General features: G+C 66.7%; 12 protein-coding genes and 2 pseudogenes. 7 read left to right on the plus strand and 7 right to left on the minus strand.

Going from position 1 to position 15919, the window contains the following annotated elements; all coding sequences use genetic code 11:
- From SACHA_RS26320 to SACHA_RS0116690, 4 genes are all read right to left on the minus strand, one after another.
- Positions 1-396, minus strand: a 396-nt coding sequence (locus tag SACHA_RS26320; RefSeq protein ID WP_019811587.1) for a hypothetical protein, incomplete at its 3' end; no start/stop codon positions are given.
- The gene (locus SACHA_RS0116680) at positions 393-641 is read right to left on the minus strand and encodes a zinc finger protein (RefSeq protein ID WP_019811588.1); all 249 of its coding nucleotides are present in this window, start codon (positions 639-641) and stop codon (positions 393-395) included. The genes SACHA_RS0116680 and SACHA_RS26320, both read right to left, overlap by 4 nt.
- A gap of 304 nt (positions 642-945) precedes the next feature.
- Positions 946-1458, minus strand: coding sequence for a hypothetical protein (locus SACHA_RS22710; protein ID WP_232211905.1), 513 nt, complete (start codon positions 1456-1458; stop codon positions 946-948).
- A 60-nt stretch (positions 1459-1518) separates the two neighbouring features.
- The gene (locus tag SACHA_RS0116690) at positions 1519-1998 is read right to left on the minus strand and encodes a hypothetical protein (protein ID WP_019811592.1); all 480 of its coding nucleotides are present in this window, start codon (positions 1996-1998) and stop codon (positions 1519-1521) included.
- Between the two features lie 349 nt (positions 1999-2347).
- Here SACHA_RS0116690 and SACHA_RS0116695 point away from each other — a divergent pair, with 349 nt between their 5' ends.
- From SACHA_RS0116695 to SACHA_RS0116710, 4 genes and pseudogenes are all read left to right on the plus strand, one after another.
- The gene (locus tag SACHA_RS0116695; protein WP_007025139.1) at positions 2348-3208 is read left to right on the plus strand and encodes a helix-turn-helix domain-containing protein; all 861 of its coding nucleotides are present in this window, start codon (positions 2348-2350) and stop codon (positions 3206-3208) included.
- Positions 3205-3405 (plus strand): DUF397 domain-containing protein, encoded by a 201-nt coding sequence (locus SACHA_RS0116700; RefSeq protein WP_019811594.1) that lies wholly within the window; start codon positions 3205-3207, stop codon positions 3403-3405. Before SACHA_RS0116695 ends, SACHA_RS0116700 begins: the two co-directional genes overlap by 4 nt.
- A 153-nt stretch (positions 3406-3558) precedes the next feature.
- Positions 3559-4408 (plus strand): annotated as a pseudogene (locus tag SACHA_RS22715) (helix-turn-helix domain-containing protein).
- Positions 4405-4605, plus strand: a complete 201-nt coding sequence (locus SACHA_RS0116710; protein ID WP_019811598.1) for a DUF397 domain-containing protein — start codon at positions 4405-4407, stop codon at positions 4603-4605. Before SACHA_RS22715 ends, SACHA_RS0116710 begins: the two are co-directional and overlap by 4 nt.
- Before the next feature lie 82 nt (positions 4606-4687).
- Here SACHA_RS0116710 and SACHA_RS24085 read toward each other — a convergent pair whose 3' ends face one another.
- From SACHA_RS24085 to SACHA_RS24095, 3 genes are all read right to left on the minus strand, one after another.
- Positions 4688-5233 (minus strand): DUF3558 domain-containing protein, encoded by a 546-nt coding sequence (locus SACHA_RS24085; protein ID WP_232211906.1) that lies wholly within the window; start codon positions 5231-5233, stop codon positions 4688-4690.
- A 287-nt stretch (positions 5234-5520) separates the two neighbouring features.
- Positions 5521-6129 carry a DUF3558 domain-containing protein gene (locus tag SACHA_RS24090; protein WP_083935885.1) on the minus strand — a complete coding sequence of 203 codons (609 nt, stop codon included), beginning with the start codon at positions 6127-6129 and terminating at the stop codon, positions 5521-5523.
- Positions 6126-6578, minus strand: coding sequence for a PE domain-containing protein (locus SACHA_RS24095; RefSeq protein ID WP_083935886.1), 453 nt, complete (start codon positions 6576-6578; stop codon positions 6126-6128). Before SACHA_RS24095 ends, SACHA_RS24090 begins: the two co-directional genes overlap by 4 nt.
- A 463-nt stretch (positions 6579-7041) precedes the next feature.
- Here SACHA_RS24095 and pglX point away from each other — a divergent pair, with 463 nt between their 5' ends.
- The 3 genes and pseudogenes from pglX to SACHA_RS22720 all read left to right on the plus strand — a co-directional run.
- Positions 7042-10647 carry a BREX-2 system adenine-specific DNA-methyltransferase PglX gene (pglX, locus tag SACHA_RS0116720; RefSeq protein ID WP_039739486.1) on the plus strand — a complete coding sequence of 1202 codons (3606 nt, stop codon included), beginning with the start codon at positions 7042-7044 and terminating at the stop codon, positions 10645-10647.
- A 721-nt stretch (positions 10648-11368) separates the two neighbouring features.
- Positions 11369-15217, plus strand: coding sequence for a hypothetical protein (locus tag SACHA_RS0116725; protein ID WP_019811608.1), 3849 nt, complete (start codon positions 11369-11371; stop codon positions 15215-15217).
- Positions 15214-15919: pseudogene (locus SACHA_RS22720) on the plus strand (BREX-2 system phosphatase PglZ); the annotation flags it as partial. The gene SACHA_RS0116725 and the pseudogene SACHA_RS22720, both read left to right, overlap by 4 nt.

The following is a 15919-nucleotide window of genomic DNA, read 5'->3' on the forward strand; positions in this document are numbered from 1 at the left end:
CGCCCGCCACAGCCCCGCGGCCTCGTCCCCGAGCGTGGGCGGCGAGTCCCAGGCGGCGGGCCGCGCGAACTCCAGGACTCCGCGCCCGCGGTCGTGCAGGTCCTCCAGCGAGCCGCTGGTGCGCTCGCACATCTCGGCGAGCACGTCGTCCAGCGCGTGCCACTGCCTGCGCGTCAGCACGACGTGCTCGACCGGCACCACACACGGCCCGTCCCCGCCGGCCGCGAACAGGCCGGGCGCCGCGTCCCCGGACACGGGCGGGTCACACCCGGCACACGGCGCCGGATCGTCCGGCTGCCGGTCGTCGGTGGTGGTGCGCAGTTCGGCGAGCACGGTGCTGATGCCGTGTGCGAGTTCGAGCGCGCGGCACAGCAGGTGCGTCTGGTGTGGGTTCACGTGTTCTCCGGCAGGCGTGGGATGTCGCAGGGCGGGAAGTCGTCGCGCACGCGCCACTCGTGGTCGCAGTGCCAGCAGGTCGGGTCGTGCCACCGGCCGTCCAGCTCCACGAAGTCGCGCCGCGCCGGGGTGACCTCGACGCCGCAGAGCGTGGTGAACGCGATCCCGGGATGCGCGGTGCCCACCGCCTCGGCGTCGTAGGCGTGCCGGCGTCCCTCGGCCTGCTGCCACCGGAACCTCTGCATCGATGCCCTCCCCCTGGTCACCGCGTCAGCGACGCGACAGCTCTGTCACTGGAGGACACGCTGTCTGTCTACGCTTCGTAGCTGCAATCTCCCGAAGGGGTGATTCGGGGGCTGTCGGCGGTAGTATGGCCGACAGCCCCCACGTGTTACGCGCGTCACCTGCAAGGGCGATGAGCAGGCCAGCGCTCTTGCAGCCTCAGGGAAACTAAATTATGCTGAGCCAAGCATGAGCCAATAGGCCCATGAAGTGAACCCGGCAGCCTTCCGGACGGTGGGTGGGCCGGGTTTCGCGTATCGGGCACGCCTACAGTTTATAGACTGCAGTGATAAGCGGCTCAACACGCTTGTACCATTCTCCTCCCCGCTGCAAGCACCAGGCGATCACGTCTGGGACTATCAGCGATGGTTCCTCACGGGCCTGGAGATGTCGGTACTGCAAGTCATGCTCGCAGCCCAGTTCGCGGACTCGGCGATACAGGAGCTTCTTGTCGAACTCTACGGTCGAGTCGTCTCGCTCGAGCACCAACAAGCTCGCACCGCTCCGCGCTGAGAGCTCGACCATCTTGTGTAGGCACGCTTCTCGTCGTTGTCGTTTAGGCAGTGCCGAGCTGTCATAGACCACCACCTCGCAGTCGTAGTGTGCGAAGAGGTCTATGACCTGCTTGCGGCGTGCGTCACTCTCCTTACTGCAATGGATCCTGGTCTGACCAGGCTTGATCCAGTCCCGCAGCTCACGTCGGAGGTCTTTCACTGCTTCATGGGGCAGCGCGACTGCGACGAAGCGGTAACCGCGTTCCTTGGTCTCGTCAGCGAACACCTGGGTCGGGGTGGGTCGCTGGTTCATGGTGGGTTGGGATCGAGACATGAGGTCCGAGTCCTAGTTGAGGAGGCTCAGGACGGCCTTCGGGACCTCGAACCCGTCCGCTTGATTGCCGTTGTAGAAGGGCTCCAACAGGCTCGGTGCGGCGGAGTCGAGCTCCCCGCGTTGCTTCAAGCCTTCGACGACCCGTTTCGTCGGGCGCGTGAATCCCCGGAGCATGCGATCATGGTCGTAGTTCCCGAGCTCGTACACTTCCTCACGGGAGGCGCGCCCTCCGTTCTCGATCGCGCGGCGGACCACCTTCGCCTGTACCCAACCACCGTCACGTTCGAGCAACTCGAGCGCACGGCTCAAGGTAGCCCGTGTCCATCCCTCCGCGGTGCGTTGCTCATCCTGTCCCGTGGAGGTCGAGCTCGTGTAGCGCTGGACCAGCTGTGTGAGCTCGCTGCGGAAGCTTACGAGTTGTTCATCACTGAGGTCGGTGATGTCGAGCTCCAAGACGAGCCGCGACGACTGCATCGGTGCGGTGGCGTTCATGGGTCTCCTCCTTGACTCTCGGTAACGAGGTGGAGACTTTCGCATACTCTCCCGGTAGAGGTCAACTCTATGGTCAGTACTTGTCCAAATAGCCTCCTGACCTGCTGTGTTACGGGAAAAAAATTCGTTTTCCGGCAAAATGTAAAACTTCGAGGGGCTTGCTAAGGGTGGTTCGCCCACGCTCAGATGCCGCGTGAGGTGACCGTGTCGTTCGCCTCCGGCGAGCTGACCGTGGAGTGAGACGAAGGAGGTCGCGCGAGCTGGTGTGGCAGGCCTGTCTACCGAGAGCAGTCCGCTCTCCCGATCGTGTGACTTGTTTTCGTTGTGTGGGGATGACTAACTGTGTGCCATGCCCGTCGACGCCAACGGCATGACCACCCGCGCCCGCGCGCTGACCGCGGCGATCCGCGACCTGCTCGATGACTCCGAACTGAGTGGCCGCGAGATCTCGCAGCGGCTGGGTTTCAGCCACGGCATCGTCTCGCACTGGGTGACCGGCCGTCGACTGCCGAGCCCGGAGGACATGGCCTCACTGCTGACGTTGCTGGGCGTCACCGGCGACGAGAAGCAACGCCTCATCGACCTCGCCCGCCACGCGGCCGAGCCGAACTGGCTGGTCGTCGGCATGCCCGGACTCCCGCAGCAGTTGGCGGGTGCCATCGAGTCGGAACGCTCGGCGTCGGCGATCACGCAGTGGTCGAGGGACATCCTCCCCGGACTGCTCCAGACCGCCGACTACGCCCGAGCGCTGGCCATGGCCAGCGGGTTGCCGCTGAACGAGGTCGAGGGCCGAGTCATGCTCCGGATGGGCCGAGCCGAGGTGATCACCCGACGACAACCCGTAGAGTTCCACGCGCTGATAGCCGAAGACGCTGTGCGGGAGCGGATCGCGATACCGGAGGTGATGGCCGACCAGCTGCGGCACCTCCTCGCGATGGCGGCCCGCCCGAACATCACGATCCAGATCGTGCCGCCGCACATCGGTTGGCACCCCGGCCTACTCGGCCCGTTCGTCCTGTACGACTTCCCGGAGGCTCCGCCCGTGGTGCACTTCGAGCACTACAGCTCTGGAGCCTTCGTCCTGGACGAGGACGACGTGCAGGAGTATCGGGCCGCTGTCAAGACCATCTGCGGGATGGCGAGAACCCCGGCGCAGTCGACGGAGTTCCTCGCCGAGATCGCGGAGAGTTTGGAGCACACGACGACATGAACGCCCCGCTGGTGTGGAAGAAGAGCAGCTACAGCGGTCCGAACGGTGACTGTGTCGAGTTCGCCGCCGTCACCGACGGCAGCGGCGATGTCCTGATCCGGCACTCGAAGCACCCGGACGCGACCACGATCCGGTACACGGCCGCCGAGTGGCGGGCGTTCCTCGCGGGCGTCAAGGACGGCGAGTTCGACCTGTAGACGCGGACACTCAGCGGCCCCGGCAGACCAGCGGATGTCGGGGCCGCTGTGCTGTGTCTCCTACGCTGCCCTCGTGGTGTCTACGACCGGTAGCCGCGGTTCTCTCCATCGTGTGACTTGTCATGTTACATGCCGGGATGACTACGCTGTGCCATGTCCGTCGACGTCAACGGTATGACCACCAGGTCCCGCGCACTGACCGCGGCGCTGCGCAAGCTGCTCGACGACTCGAAGCTGAGTGGTCGGGAGGTTGGGGTTCAGTCATGGCATCGTCTCGCACTGGGTGACTGGCCGTCGCCTGCCGAGCCCGGAGGACATGGCCTCGTTGCTGACGTTGCTGGGTGTCACCGGGGACGAGAAGCAACGCCTCGTCGACCTCGCCCGGTACGCGGCCGAGCCGAACTGGCTGGTCGTGGGAATGCCGGGCATTCCACAACAGCTGGCGGGCGCGATCGAGTCGGAACGCTCGGCGTCATCGCTCGTGGAGTGGTCACCGCACCTTGTCCCTGGCCTCTTACAGACGGCTGAGTACGCGCGTGCCCTGGCGAACGCGATCGACCTGCCGCAGCCCGAGGTCGACGCGCGCGTCATGTTGCGCGTCGGACGCTCGGAGGTGATCACTCGCCGGGATCCTGTGACCATGCTGGCGTTCGTGGGCGAGGAAGCGGTACACGAGAGGATCGGCTCCCCCGGGGTTATGGTCGAGCAGCTGCGCCACCTGGTCATACTGAATGCGCGGAGCAACGTCACGATCCGGCTCGTCCCGTCGCGCGTGGGCTGGCATCCTGGGCTACTCGGCCCGTTTGTGCTGTACGACTTCCCGGAGGCTTCACCCGTGGTGCACTTCGAGCACTACAGTTCCGGGGCGTTCGTCCTCGACGGGGACGATGTGCGGGCCTACCGCCACGCCGTGGAGGTCATGCGAGAGGTCGCGCGGACTCCCGAGGAGTCGACCGACCTGCTCGTGACCATCGCAGACGAATTGGAGCGCGCGACAGCATGACGGCATTCCTGGTGTGGACGAAAAGCAGCTACAGCGGTCCGAACGGCAACTGTGTCGAGTTCGCCGCCGCCACCGACGGCAGTGGCGATGTCCTGATCCGGCACTCGAAGCACCCGGAGGCGGGCGTCATCCGGTACACGGCCGCCGAGTGGCGGGCGTTTCTCGCGGGCGCCAAGGACGGCGAGTTCGACGTGTAACGGGCAAGCGTCCAGCGGCACCGGCACGTACCGGTGCCGCTCGTACGCACCACTGGGCCGTTGCCCGTGCCCAGCGCCGTCGTCAGGAGGTGAGGTTCGCGATCGCCGCTTCGCCCACTTGGTCTGCGTAATCGCACGGGTCGTCCGCTTCCGGGACATCGCGGAGCGCCACGAAGATGTAGATAACCTCGGATTCGTTCACGCCGATCCAGAGGTCACACCGTCCCCTGTCACGCCGGTCAAAGGTACTCGCATGGACTGCCGAATATTCGCCGATCTGCGTTTCTGCGAAGAGCTCGGAGTCTTGGTTCTGTTGGCGGATGTCGTCCAAGCCGTTCGCGTTCTCGGTCATGACTATGAGATCGGCACGGTTGCCGGAGTGTTCGGAACGCTCCCAGACACATGCATCAGCGGCTGAGCTGGCAGTGTCAGTATCGACTCGCCCGGTAGTCAGATTGAGCGCCGTGAGGTCCTGATCTGCAAGGGCGGTACATGGGTCGTCCAGCAGGTGTGTCGTCTCGATCGGATCTTCGATCGAAGTGTTGCCGACCGTGCCCGTGGCGGGCGCTGAAGGGGGCCACTGTGTGGCATCGAGGTCCTGGGAGTTCCGGACTCGCTCTCCGCGCACGCGGTCAAGGCCAGCGCCAGAGTGATCCCGACAGGGCCGAGCGAATAACGTCGAATGGTGCGCATACTGCAGTTTCGCGTCCGTCGGTGTGTCCTCCCCGCTATGAACTCAAACCACTTTCCTTAGGCGGGCGTCATTCGTTACGCGGCCACCGAGTGGCAGGCGCTCCTCGCGGGGCACCAAGGGCGGCGAGTTGGACCTGTAGCTGGCGGGCGTGCGGAGGCACCGGCACGTTATGGTGCCGCTTGTGCGCACCACCGGAACGCTCGTCATGCCCAGCGCCGTCCTCAGGAAGTGAGGTTCGCAATCGCCGCTTCTCCCACCTGGTCTGCATAGCCACACGGGTCGTCGGCCTCAGGGACATCGCGGAGTGACACGTAAATAAAGAGAACCTCGGAGTCGTTCACTCCGACCCAAAGGTCGCAGCGTCCCCTCTCCCGATCGTCGAAGACGCTCGCGTGTAGCGCCGGGTATCCTCGGATCTGGGTTTCCTCGTACAGTTCAGAGTTTTGATTCTGCTGTCGAACCCCTTCTAATCCGTTCGCGTTTTCGGTGACCACTACAAGGTCCGCACGGCTACCTGAGTCCTCCGCTCGCTCCCATACGCAGGCGTCGGCCACTTGACTGATGTTTTCGTCATCGACTCGCCCATCATTCAGACCGAGGTTTCCTAGGTCATCTTTTGCGAGGGCGGTACAAGGTTCACTCAGCAGTTGCGTTGTATCGATCGGATCCTCGATCGTCACGCTGTTCTTCTCACTAGAAATCGTGGGTGTAGTGCCGTCGTCCGATGGTGATGTCGTGGGAGTCCCCGATTCGCTCGTGGAGCAGGAAGTAAGTATCATCGTCAGCGCGAGCGCACTAATGCTGATGTATGTGGTGTGGCGGGCGGTCATGCGGTACTTTCTCCGGATTTGGCGATGTCGTTGGTCGCTTGTTCGTCTTGTGCGACGATCGACTGTCTGGCGTCTTTCAGGGCTTCTATATATTTGTCAACATAGGAGATCATTCTTCGGATCGCTTCCAGGAATGATCGACCGGATGGATTCGCGGTGTCCGCGAAGTCGTTGCTTGCAAAATCGCGACCCGGCGGCGTCACACTGGCCATATGGGCGGCATCGCGTTGGTCATCCTCCAGGCTCGACCGTAGATCTTCCCACTCTTGTATGATCTTGTCGAGTTCCTCGGGGGAGAACGTGAAGTTGCCTTCTGGTGGCTGTGGCTCCCCCTGGATGAAAGGCGCCGCGACCGAGATTGCTTTACCGGCGAGCCCGATCGGGCCGGGTAGAGCGCTGGCCGTCGTTGCGGCCTCGGCCATCGCGTCCGTCGGTGTGTCCTCCGCCATGACCCAAAGCCCCTTCCTTTGCGTCGGCGATCATGTGCGATTTTTGCTGCAAGCGACAGGTGACTGTGGCTTGAGCTCGAGCACACAGTACGTCACGGGCCGAGTGCCTGGTGTCGTTCAGCACGGATGGCCCCCTGACATGGCAGGCGCGCGGGGCATGTCGCGCCCTCTGCCACCACGGGCAAGACGACCAGGTAGCTCGTCCTCCTCTGGGGAAGAAGTGAACGGTCGCGTCCATTGACTGGGAGGAGCCGGCTGCACGAGCTCCTGCTGAACGGCGCCAAACCGGACAGTGGGCAGGGGAGCAGATGCGCCTTCTGTAACGCAACAGTGCGTAGCAGCGAACGTTGTCCGGTGCGGTCGCGAGTGTGTCTCGATGTGAGCGCATGCATTGCTGCGCTCGGCGGCCCGGCACATAGGCTGCGGGCCGGCCCGGTAATTGAGGGGAGTGGCGACGGTGACGATGCGTGACGCTGGCCTGACGGAGCAGTTGGTGGCTGACCTGCGAGGGCAGGTGGGTTTGCTGGAGGCCGATCTGCGGGCTCGTGCGGAGGAGGTTGCCGAGTTTCGGGAGCCGTTGCGGGCGGAGTATGTCGAGGCGTTCGAGAAGGGGCGGACGGCGGCGCCGTGGGAGTCGTGGCTGGAGGCGCGGGTGACGCAGGTGGCGGCGGCGTGGGTGTTGGGCACGGTGTTCGTGCGGTTCTGTGAGGACAACGGCCTGGTGGCGGCGCCGTTCCTGTCCGGGCCAGGCGAACGGCTGGCCGAGGCCGAGGAGCGGCACGAGGACTTCTTCCGTCGGTATCCGGAGCGTAACGACCGGGACTGGCTGGTGGCCGGGTTTGAGGCGTTGGCGGAGGCGCATCCGACGGCGGCGGGACTGTTCGACCGGCGGCACAACCCGCTGTGGGAGGTGTCGCCGTCGTTCGAGGCGGCCAGTGGGCTGGTGCGGTTCTGGCGCCGCCGCGGTGAGGACGGTGGGGTGCGGTATGACTTCACCGACCCGGAGTGGGACACGCGGTTCTTGGGTGATCTGTATCAGGATCTGTCCGAGCACGCGCGGAAGACGTATGCGTTGTTGCAGACGCCGGAGTTCGTCGAGGAGTTCATTCTCGATCTGACCCTGGAGCCGGCGGTGGAGGAGTTCGGCCTGGCCGGGCTCAGGACGATCGATCCGGCCTGCGGGTCGGGGCACTTCGTGCTCGGGTTGTTCCATCGGATCCTGGACAAGTGGCGCGAGGCCGAGCCGGGAACGGATCAATGGACGCTGGTGGAGCGGAGCCTGAGTTCGGTGCATGGGTGTGACAAGAACCCGTTCGCCGTGTCGATCGCCCGGTTCCGGTTGTTGGTGGCGGCGCTGCGGGCGGCCGGAGCGACCCGACTGGAGCAGGCGCCGCGGTTCCCGCTGAATCTGGCGGCGGGGGACTCGCTGCTGCACGGCCGGGGGGCGCCGGGGGTGCAGAAGGAGTTGTTCGCCGTGGAGGAGGCGCACACCTATGTGCCCGAGGACGTCAACGACTACGTCAACTCCTGTGACCTGCTGGGGCGGGCCTCGTATCATGTGGTGGTGGGCAACCCGCCCTACATCACCGTCAAGGACAAGCAGGAGAACCAGAACTACCGCGACCGCTACGACGCCTGCTCGGGCAAGTACGCCCTGTCGGTGCCGTTCGCTCAACGCCTGTTCCAGCTCGCCATCCGGCAGGCCGGTTCGGACCGAAACGCCGGGTTCGTCGGGCAGATCACCGCGAACTCGTTCATGAAGCGCGAGTTCGGCAAGAAACTCATTGAAGACTTCTTCCGCACGGTGCAGCTCACCCACATCATCGACACCTCCGGGGCCTACATCCCCGGCCACGGCACCCCCACCGTCATCCTCGCCGGCCGCAACCACGAATACCGCCACAACGACCCGATCCGCGCCGCGCTCGGCATCCGCGGCGAACCCACCCAACCCGAAAACCCCGCCAAGGGGCTGGTGTGGTCCGCCATCGCCGACCAGATCACCCAACCGGGTAGCGAATCCGACTGGATCACCGTCGAAGACACCGACCGACGAAGCTTCAGCCGCCACCCGTGGAGCCTGAGCGGTGGCGGGGCATCCGACTTGTTGGGGCGTATAAGTGAGGCGCAACTAGGAACGCTTCGATCGAAAAGTGACTCGATCGGGTTTCACGATATCACCGGTGAAGACGAAGTGTTTATCTCTGATGTCAGGCCGACGGCTTGGGATAAGGTTAATGCGAATAGTAGGCAGTTGGTTCCGGGTGACTCGGTGCGAGATTATGGTACGCGCTCCATGGCTGTGTTATGGCCGTATGTAGACGAGGATCCAGACTACACTTTACAGACAACAACTATTCTATGGCCGTATCGTTCCGTGCTGCGTTCCGGGGTAACTTTCGGAAAGTCTCGGGAGCAGCGAAGGATGGCTTGGCATGAGCATGTCATGCTATCTTGGGAGCGAACGCGATCTCGATTGCTAATCGCTTTCGCTGAAGTTTCGACGCATAATCATTTTGTGTTGGATCGGGGTGGGACGGTCTTCAAACAGACTGCTCCGGTGATTAAATTGCCGGAGGGGGTGGGTGAGGATGAGCATCTCGAGTTATTGGGGGTGTTGAACTCGTCGGCGGCCTGCTTTTGGTTCAAACAAATGTGCCACGACAAGGGAAATGGTGGTATAGGAGGCGGCATTGCAAGCGCTGCCTGGGAGCGCTTCTACCAGCTTAATGGGAGTCGTGTTTCGCAGTTTCCGCTTCCGTCGGTGTTGCCGTTGGAGTTGGGGCGGGCGTTGGATGGGTTGGCGCAGGAGTTGGGGTCGTGGGAGCCGTCGGCGGTGGCCGAGGAGGGGGTGCCGTCGCGGGAGCGGTTGGCTGCGGCACGGGTTGAGTGGTCTCGGATTCGGGGTCGGATGGTGGCGGTGCAGGAGGAGTTGGATTGGTGGGTGTATGGCGCCTACGGCCTGTTGGATGAGGGCGAGCGTGCCCGGTTGACCGCTGCTGATTGGCAGGCGGTGCCGGAGGTGGAGTTGGGGCAGCGGCCGTTCGAGATCGTGCTGGCCCGCCGAGTGGCGGCGGGGGAGGTGGATACGGCGTGGTTCGACCGGCACGGCTCCACCCCGATCACGGAGATACCGCAGGATTGGCCGGGGTGGTACCGCGAGTTGGTGCGGGCCCGGATCGAGGCGATCGCGTCCCGGCGGGACCTCAATCTGTTGGAGCGGCCGGAGCACAAGCGTCGGTGGGCGGCCGAGTCGTGGGAGAAGCGGGAGGCTGAGGCGCTGCGCACGTGGTTGTTGGACCGGTGCGAGCGCCGCGAGCTGTGGTTCGGATTGCGGGAGGGGTTTGAGCAGCCGCGGACGCGGACGGTGCATCAGTTGGCCGACGCGTTCCGTGACGACGCGGACATGCACGGCGTGGCCTCGCTGTATGCCGCGGACCATCTGGGCAAGCCGGACCTGTCGTTGGCGCAGGTGTTGGAGCGGGTGGTGGCGGATCAGCATGTGCCGTTTCTGGCGGCGTTGCGGTTCAAGGAGCCCGGGTTGCGCAAGCGGGCCCAGTGGGAGCGGGTGTGGCAGCTGCAGCGGGAGGAAGACGCTACGGGGCGGCGGTTGGACATTCCGGTGCCGCCGAAATACACCTCCGGAGACTTCCGCAAGGCGTCGTACTGGTCACAGCGGGGCAAGTTGGACGTGCCCAAGGAACGGTTCGTCTCGTATCCGGAGGCGGGGCCGGAGGGGGATCCGAGCCTGCTTCTGGGCTGGGCTGGCTGGGACCACAAAGACCAGGGGCAGGCGTTGGTGAACCTGATCAACGACCGGTCCGAGGACGCCGGCTGGGGAGCCGAGCGGTTGACGCCGCTGGTCGCCGGGCTGGCGGAGGTGTTGCCGTGGGTGCACCAGTGGCACGGCGAGTACGACGACGAGTGGGGCGGGGTGCCGGCCGAGGAGTATCAGGCCTTCCTCGACGAACAACGCCACCGCCACCACCTCACCGAAGACGACCTCACCACCTGGCGCCCAACCCCCACCAGGAAAGGCCGCCCCACCACAAAGGAAGAGACGCGGTGAGTTGACCAGGACTCACGCACCGGTCGTGCTTGGTGGCATCCGCGTTCCGTGCGGGTGCGGAATCCCGCACGGAACGTCGTTCACACCACTCGGGCGTCGTCGCGAATACCGCTGGACCACTTCGATGGAATCGCGGTCGAGCAGCCCGGTGGAATCCTGGAGGTAGTCGATGGGCAAGGGAAACCTTAGGGCGCGTCTCTGGCGCGAATACTGTGAGTTGCAGCGAGCCGTCGGGCCGGACGCGGCAAAGCGTCGTCACGACTGCTTACGGTTGCTCATGCACCTCACCGGCACCAATGACCCGGACCTCGCGCTACAGAAGGGTCGCCAAGCCGCGACAAAGAAGGGGCCCAAGCGAGGCAAACCGGCAGGGCCGCGCGAAAAGGAACATTGGATAGGCGGAAACCGGCCCGCTGCGGAGGTACGCGGGATCACGACCAACAACGCAGGACGTGGCAAGCGCACCCGCTGAGCCTTCACCGGCTGGGCTCCAGGCACGCACATCGCACGGCCGTAACACCGCGCCCCGGGGCCGCGACGGTGCGGTGCGGGCTCGGCACACCGACATTGCGGCGGAGTCTCGATGCGTCGACGGCAGACCATGATCGACGCCGTGGCGACTAGCATGCCGGGGGCGGTCCGTGCTGAGGAAGGGAACCGTCCTGGTGCCGAGTCGGCGCGTTGACTTGGACAAACGGCGTCACGAGAGGGCAGGGCAACAGTGAGCACGAACGAGGTCTACCTGCGCGACGTCCTCGACATCCCCGAGACGGTGCACGCCGGGGACTTCAAGGTCGAGCTGACTGGCGGGTTCACCGAGACCGAAGCCCGCGTCGCCGAGTACGTCGTCACCGACCAGCTGCGGCAGGCCTTCGACACGGCGCTGCGCAACGTGCGGGCCGCGGTGCGGGACGGCAGCTCGCACGCCGCCTACCTGCACGGCTCGTTCGGCTCTGGGAAGAGCCACTTCCTCACCGTCCTGCACGCCGTGCTGAACAACGACCCCGTCGCCCGCGCCAAGCCCGCGTTGCAGACCGTTATCGCCGAACACGACGATTGGCTGCGCGGCAAACGGTTCCTCATGGTGCCCTACCACCTGGTGGGCGCCAGCGACCTCGACTCCGCCCTCCTCGACGGCTACGTGCGCACCGTGCGCAGGCTCCACCCGGACCGGCCGACCCCGCCGGTGTACCGGGCGGACGCCATGCTCGCCGACGCCCGCAAACAGCGCGAGGTGCTCGGCGACGAGAAGTTCGTCGAACTGCTGAGCGTGGGCGCCTCGACCGGGCCCGGCGAGGCCGACCCCGACGACCTGGACCTGCCCGACGACGCCGCGGGCTGGACCGGTGCGGATCTCGACCGGGCGTTCGCCGCCCCCGCGGGCGATCCGGTGCGCGACCGGCTGGTGCAGGACCTGATCTCGGGGCCCTGGTCGTCCTACGTGCGAGGGGCCAGCGGCGACGCCGGGGCGTTCATCCCGCTGGAGAACGGGCTGTCGGTGATCAGCCGACACGCCCGCGAACTCGGCTACGACGGGCTGATCCTGTTCCTCGACGAGCTGATCCTGTGGCTGCAGGCCCACCTCAGCGACCAGCGGTTCGTCAACACCCAGGTGAGCAAGCTGGTCAAGCTGATCGAATCCGGCGACGCGAGCCGGGAACTGCCCATCGTGTCGTTCGTCTCCCGGCAGCGCGACCTCTCCCAACTCGTCGGTGAGGACGTCACCGGCGCCGACGTGCGCAACCTCGAAGAGCAGGTGCGCTACCTCGCCGAACGGTTCGACACCGTCTCGCTGGAGGACCGCAACCTGCCCGCCATCATCAAGGAGCGGGTGCTCAAGCCGCTGCCCGGCGGGCGGGAGACCCTCGACGCCGCCTTCGCCGGCATCGAGTCCGCCAAGGCCGCGGACAAGGAGGTGCTGCTCGACGCCGCCGGCGCCACCGGCGCTGACTGGCAGGATTTCCGCGAGGTCTACCCGCTCTCGCCCGCGCTGCTCAACGTGCTCGTCGCGCTGTCCGGCGCGCTGCAACGCGAACGCACCGGGCTCAAACTGCTGCAGGAGCTGCTGCGCCGCCGACGGGACAGCATGAAGATCGGCGAACTCATCCCGCTCGGCGACCTGTGGGACGTGCTCGCCGACGGCACCGGCGAGGCGTTCACCGACCGGCTGCGCAGCGAGGCCGAAGCCGCCCAGCGCTTCTACGGCAAGGCCCGCGCCTGGCTCGCCGAACGGCACGGCGAGGGCACGCAGAAGTTCGTCGCCGCCGACCGGCTGGTGAAGACCCTGCTGCTGTCCGCGCTCGCGCCGCAAGTGCCCGCGCTCACCCGGCTCACCGGCACCCGGCTCGCCGCGCTCAACCACGGCTCGCTGCGCGCCCGCACCGTCTCCGCCGGGTCCATGGCCGTGTCCACCCTGCGGGAACTGCAGGCCGAGTTCGGCGAACTGCGCTCCGAGGGCGAGGAAGACCCTGTCTTTCGGCTGCAGCTGTCCGATCTGGACATCGAACCGCTGCTGGACGCCGTGGGGGAGCAGGACTCCCTCGGCGCGCGGCGCATCTGGACCAAGACGAAGCTGTGGAAGGAGTTGGGCATCGCCGACTCGGACAGCTTCGTCTGCGAGAAGGAGATCGTCTGGAAGGGCACCCGGCGCACCGCCGAGTTCCTCTTCGCCAACGTGCGTGACGAGCACGAACTGCCCGGCATGCAGTTCCAGCCCAGCACGCCGGGGCGGGTGCGGTTCGTGCTGGACTACCCGTTCGACTCCGGTGACCACGTGCCGCACGACGACGCCAGCCGGGTCAACCGGATGCGCAAGGCGGGCACCGAGGCGGCCACGCTCGTGTGGTTGCCGCACTTCATGTCGCCACAGAAATCCGCGCAACTCGGCCGGCTGCTGAAGATCCGCTACCTGCTGGAGCGCAGCAGGCTCGACGACTACGCGAACACCAAGTCCGCCGACGAACGCATCAAGATCCGCCACCAGCTGGAGGCGCAGGCCGACACGCTCGACTCACAGCTCACCGCCGCACTGCGACACCTCTACGGCATCGCCGGGGGCGACGACGCCAGCATCGGCGCCGAGGTCGGCGAGGACGGGCACGTGCTCACCCTGCAGCCCGGGCACGCGCCCCGGCTGGCCGGGGGAGCCTCGTTCGAGTACAACGCGCTCACCCTCGCCGATGGGCTGTTCGACAAGCTCTACCCCAAGCACCCGAACTTTGACCCGAACGGTAACCGCAAGCCCGTCACCACGGGTGAGTTGCGCACCGTGCTGGCGTGGACCACGCGCGCGATGGAGGTCGGCAACCGGCGTGTCGAGCTCGACCGCAAGGACTTGGCGCTGGTGCGCCGCATCGTGCACCCACTGGAGCTGGGTGACGTCACCGACGGGCCGCTCGTGGTCTCGACCGAATGGCGCCGCCGCATCGAACAGGCCGCCACCCAGCGCGGCGTCACCGGCGACTACCGAGTGGACGACATCCGCACCTGGATCGTCGAGCTCGGCTACACCGGGTTGGACAAACCCGTGCTGAACCTGATCATCGCCACGTACGCGATGCTCGCCGACCGGGCGTGGCTGCTGCACGGCTCGCCGCTGCCCGAACCGCCCGACCTCGACAAGATTGGCCCGGGGCACGCCCTGCGCGCCCAGGAACTGCCCACCGAGGACGAGTTCACCACCGCCCGCGCCCGAGCCTCGGCGCTGTTCGGGCTGACCGTGCCGGACACGCTGTTCACGCGCAACGTCAACCGGCTCGCCGAGGGCGTGCGCGGCAAGATCGCCGAATACGAGGAGCCGGTCAACGCGCTGCGCACGCAGCTGCGCGAGCACGCTGCCGACCTCGGCCTGGACGCGCGGCCGGACGCACCCCGGGTGCGGGCCACGCGGGACGCGGCCGACCTGCTCGCGCGGCTGCGCGATGAGGCCGACAGCACCGAACTGGTGCGCCAGCTCGCCACCGCTACCTACGACACCGGCGACCGGGTGCTCGCCACCACCCTCACCTCCGCGGCCGACGTGCTCGCCGCGGTGCGGGCGGTCGAATGGTCGCTGTTCACCTCGATGCGCAACTTCCTGCCGCGCGGTGACGACATCGCCCACCGCGCCGACCAGCTGCTCGCCGGGGTGGCGGAGGCGGCTGTGGCCGACGAGTTCACCCAACGGCTGGCGCCCGTGCTGCACGAGTTCGGGCCGAAGGCGCTGGGGATCGTCAACGACGCCACCCGGGTCGTGCCGGCCCCGAAGCCCCCACAGCCCGATCCGGACCCGCAGCCGGGACCGGACGGTGCCGGACACGACGGTCGGGGGAGTGCCGGACCGGACGACGTCCACCTGACCGGGACCGGCACACCCCCCGTCTCCGGTGGCACCGGCGGGACCGGCGGCCGGGCCGGGGCGAAGCGGGTCAAGGCCAGTGCGGTGGAGGCCGAGCTCAGCGGCCTGATCTCCGCCGTGCAGGACGAGATCCGCGACTACGCCCGGCAGCACGCCGGCGCGGAGATCGAGGTGACCTGGCAGGTCGTCGACGACGGGAGCGGCGCCGGTGACGGGGCGGGCGGCGCGCGATGAGCGCACCGCCCGAGGTCGACCGGCGCATCGTCGAATCCCTGGTCGAGGAGTACCTCCCGGCCGCGCGGGGACGGCGGCTGCTGCTCGTGCACGGCAAGTACGTCGGCACGGCGGAGCCGTTCACCGTGCGCACCGCCGACGACCGGCACCGGGTCCACGTGGTCGACCGGCACTCCGTGCTCGGCATCCTGGAGGCCTGGCAGGAGCACCAGCACACCCACCCCGACGACGGCGACCTGCTGGTGGTCACCACCGGCGTGGACGACGAGCAGCTCGGCTGGGACGTCCGCGCCTACGCCATCCACCGGTCCGTGCGGCCGGTCGACCGGGCCAGTGTCGTCGCCCAGCGTTTCGGGGCGGTGGACGTCGACCCACGGCTGCACGAGGAGAAGTGGCTCGTGGAGGCGTTGCTGGACGCCGAACCGCCCGAAGGGTGGCCGCGTGACGGCTCGGTGCTCACCCGGGACGCCGCGATCCGCGCGCTGATCGGCGTCCGCCTCGGCCGTTCCGCGCTCGGTGACGGGGCGCTGGACATCGGGGCGCTGCTGGATTTCTCTCTCGATCGGGTCGCCACCGCGAGGTTCGCCGAACTGCCGCACGCCGAACGCGACGGGATCATCCGGTGGCTGGCCGACACCGTCGGCGACGCCGCCGCACTGCTGCTGCGGCTGGTCGCCGACGGGCGCGCCGCGGACGCCGTGC

Origin of the sequence: Saccharomonospora halophila 8 (genome assembly GCF_000383775.1) — a bacterium.
GTDB lineage: Bacteria > Actinomycetota > Actinomycetes > Mycobacteriales > Pseudonocardiaceae > Saccharomonospora > Saccharomonospora halophila.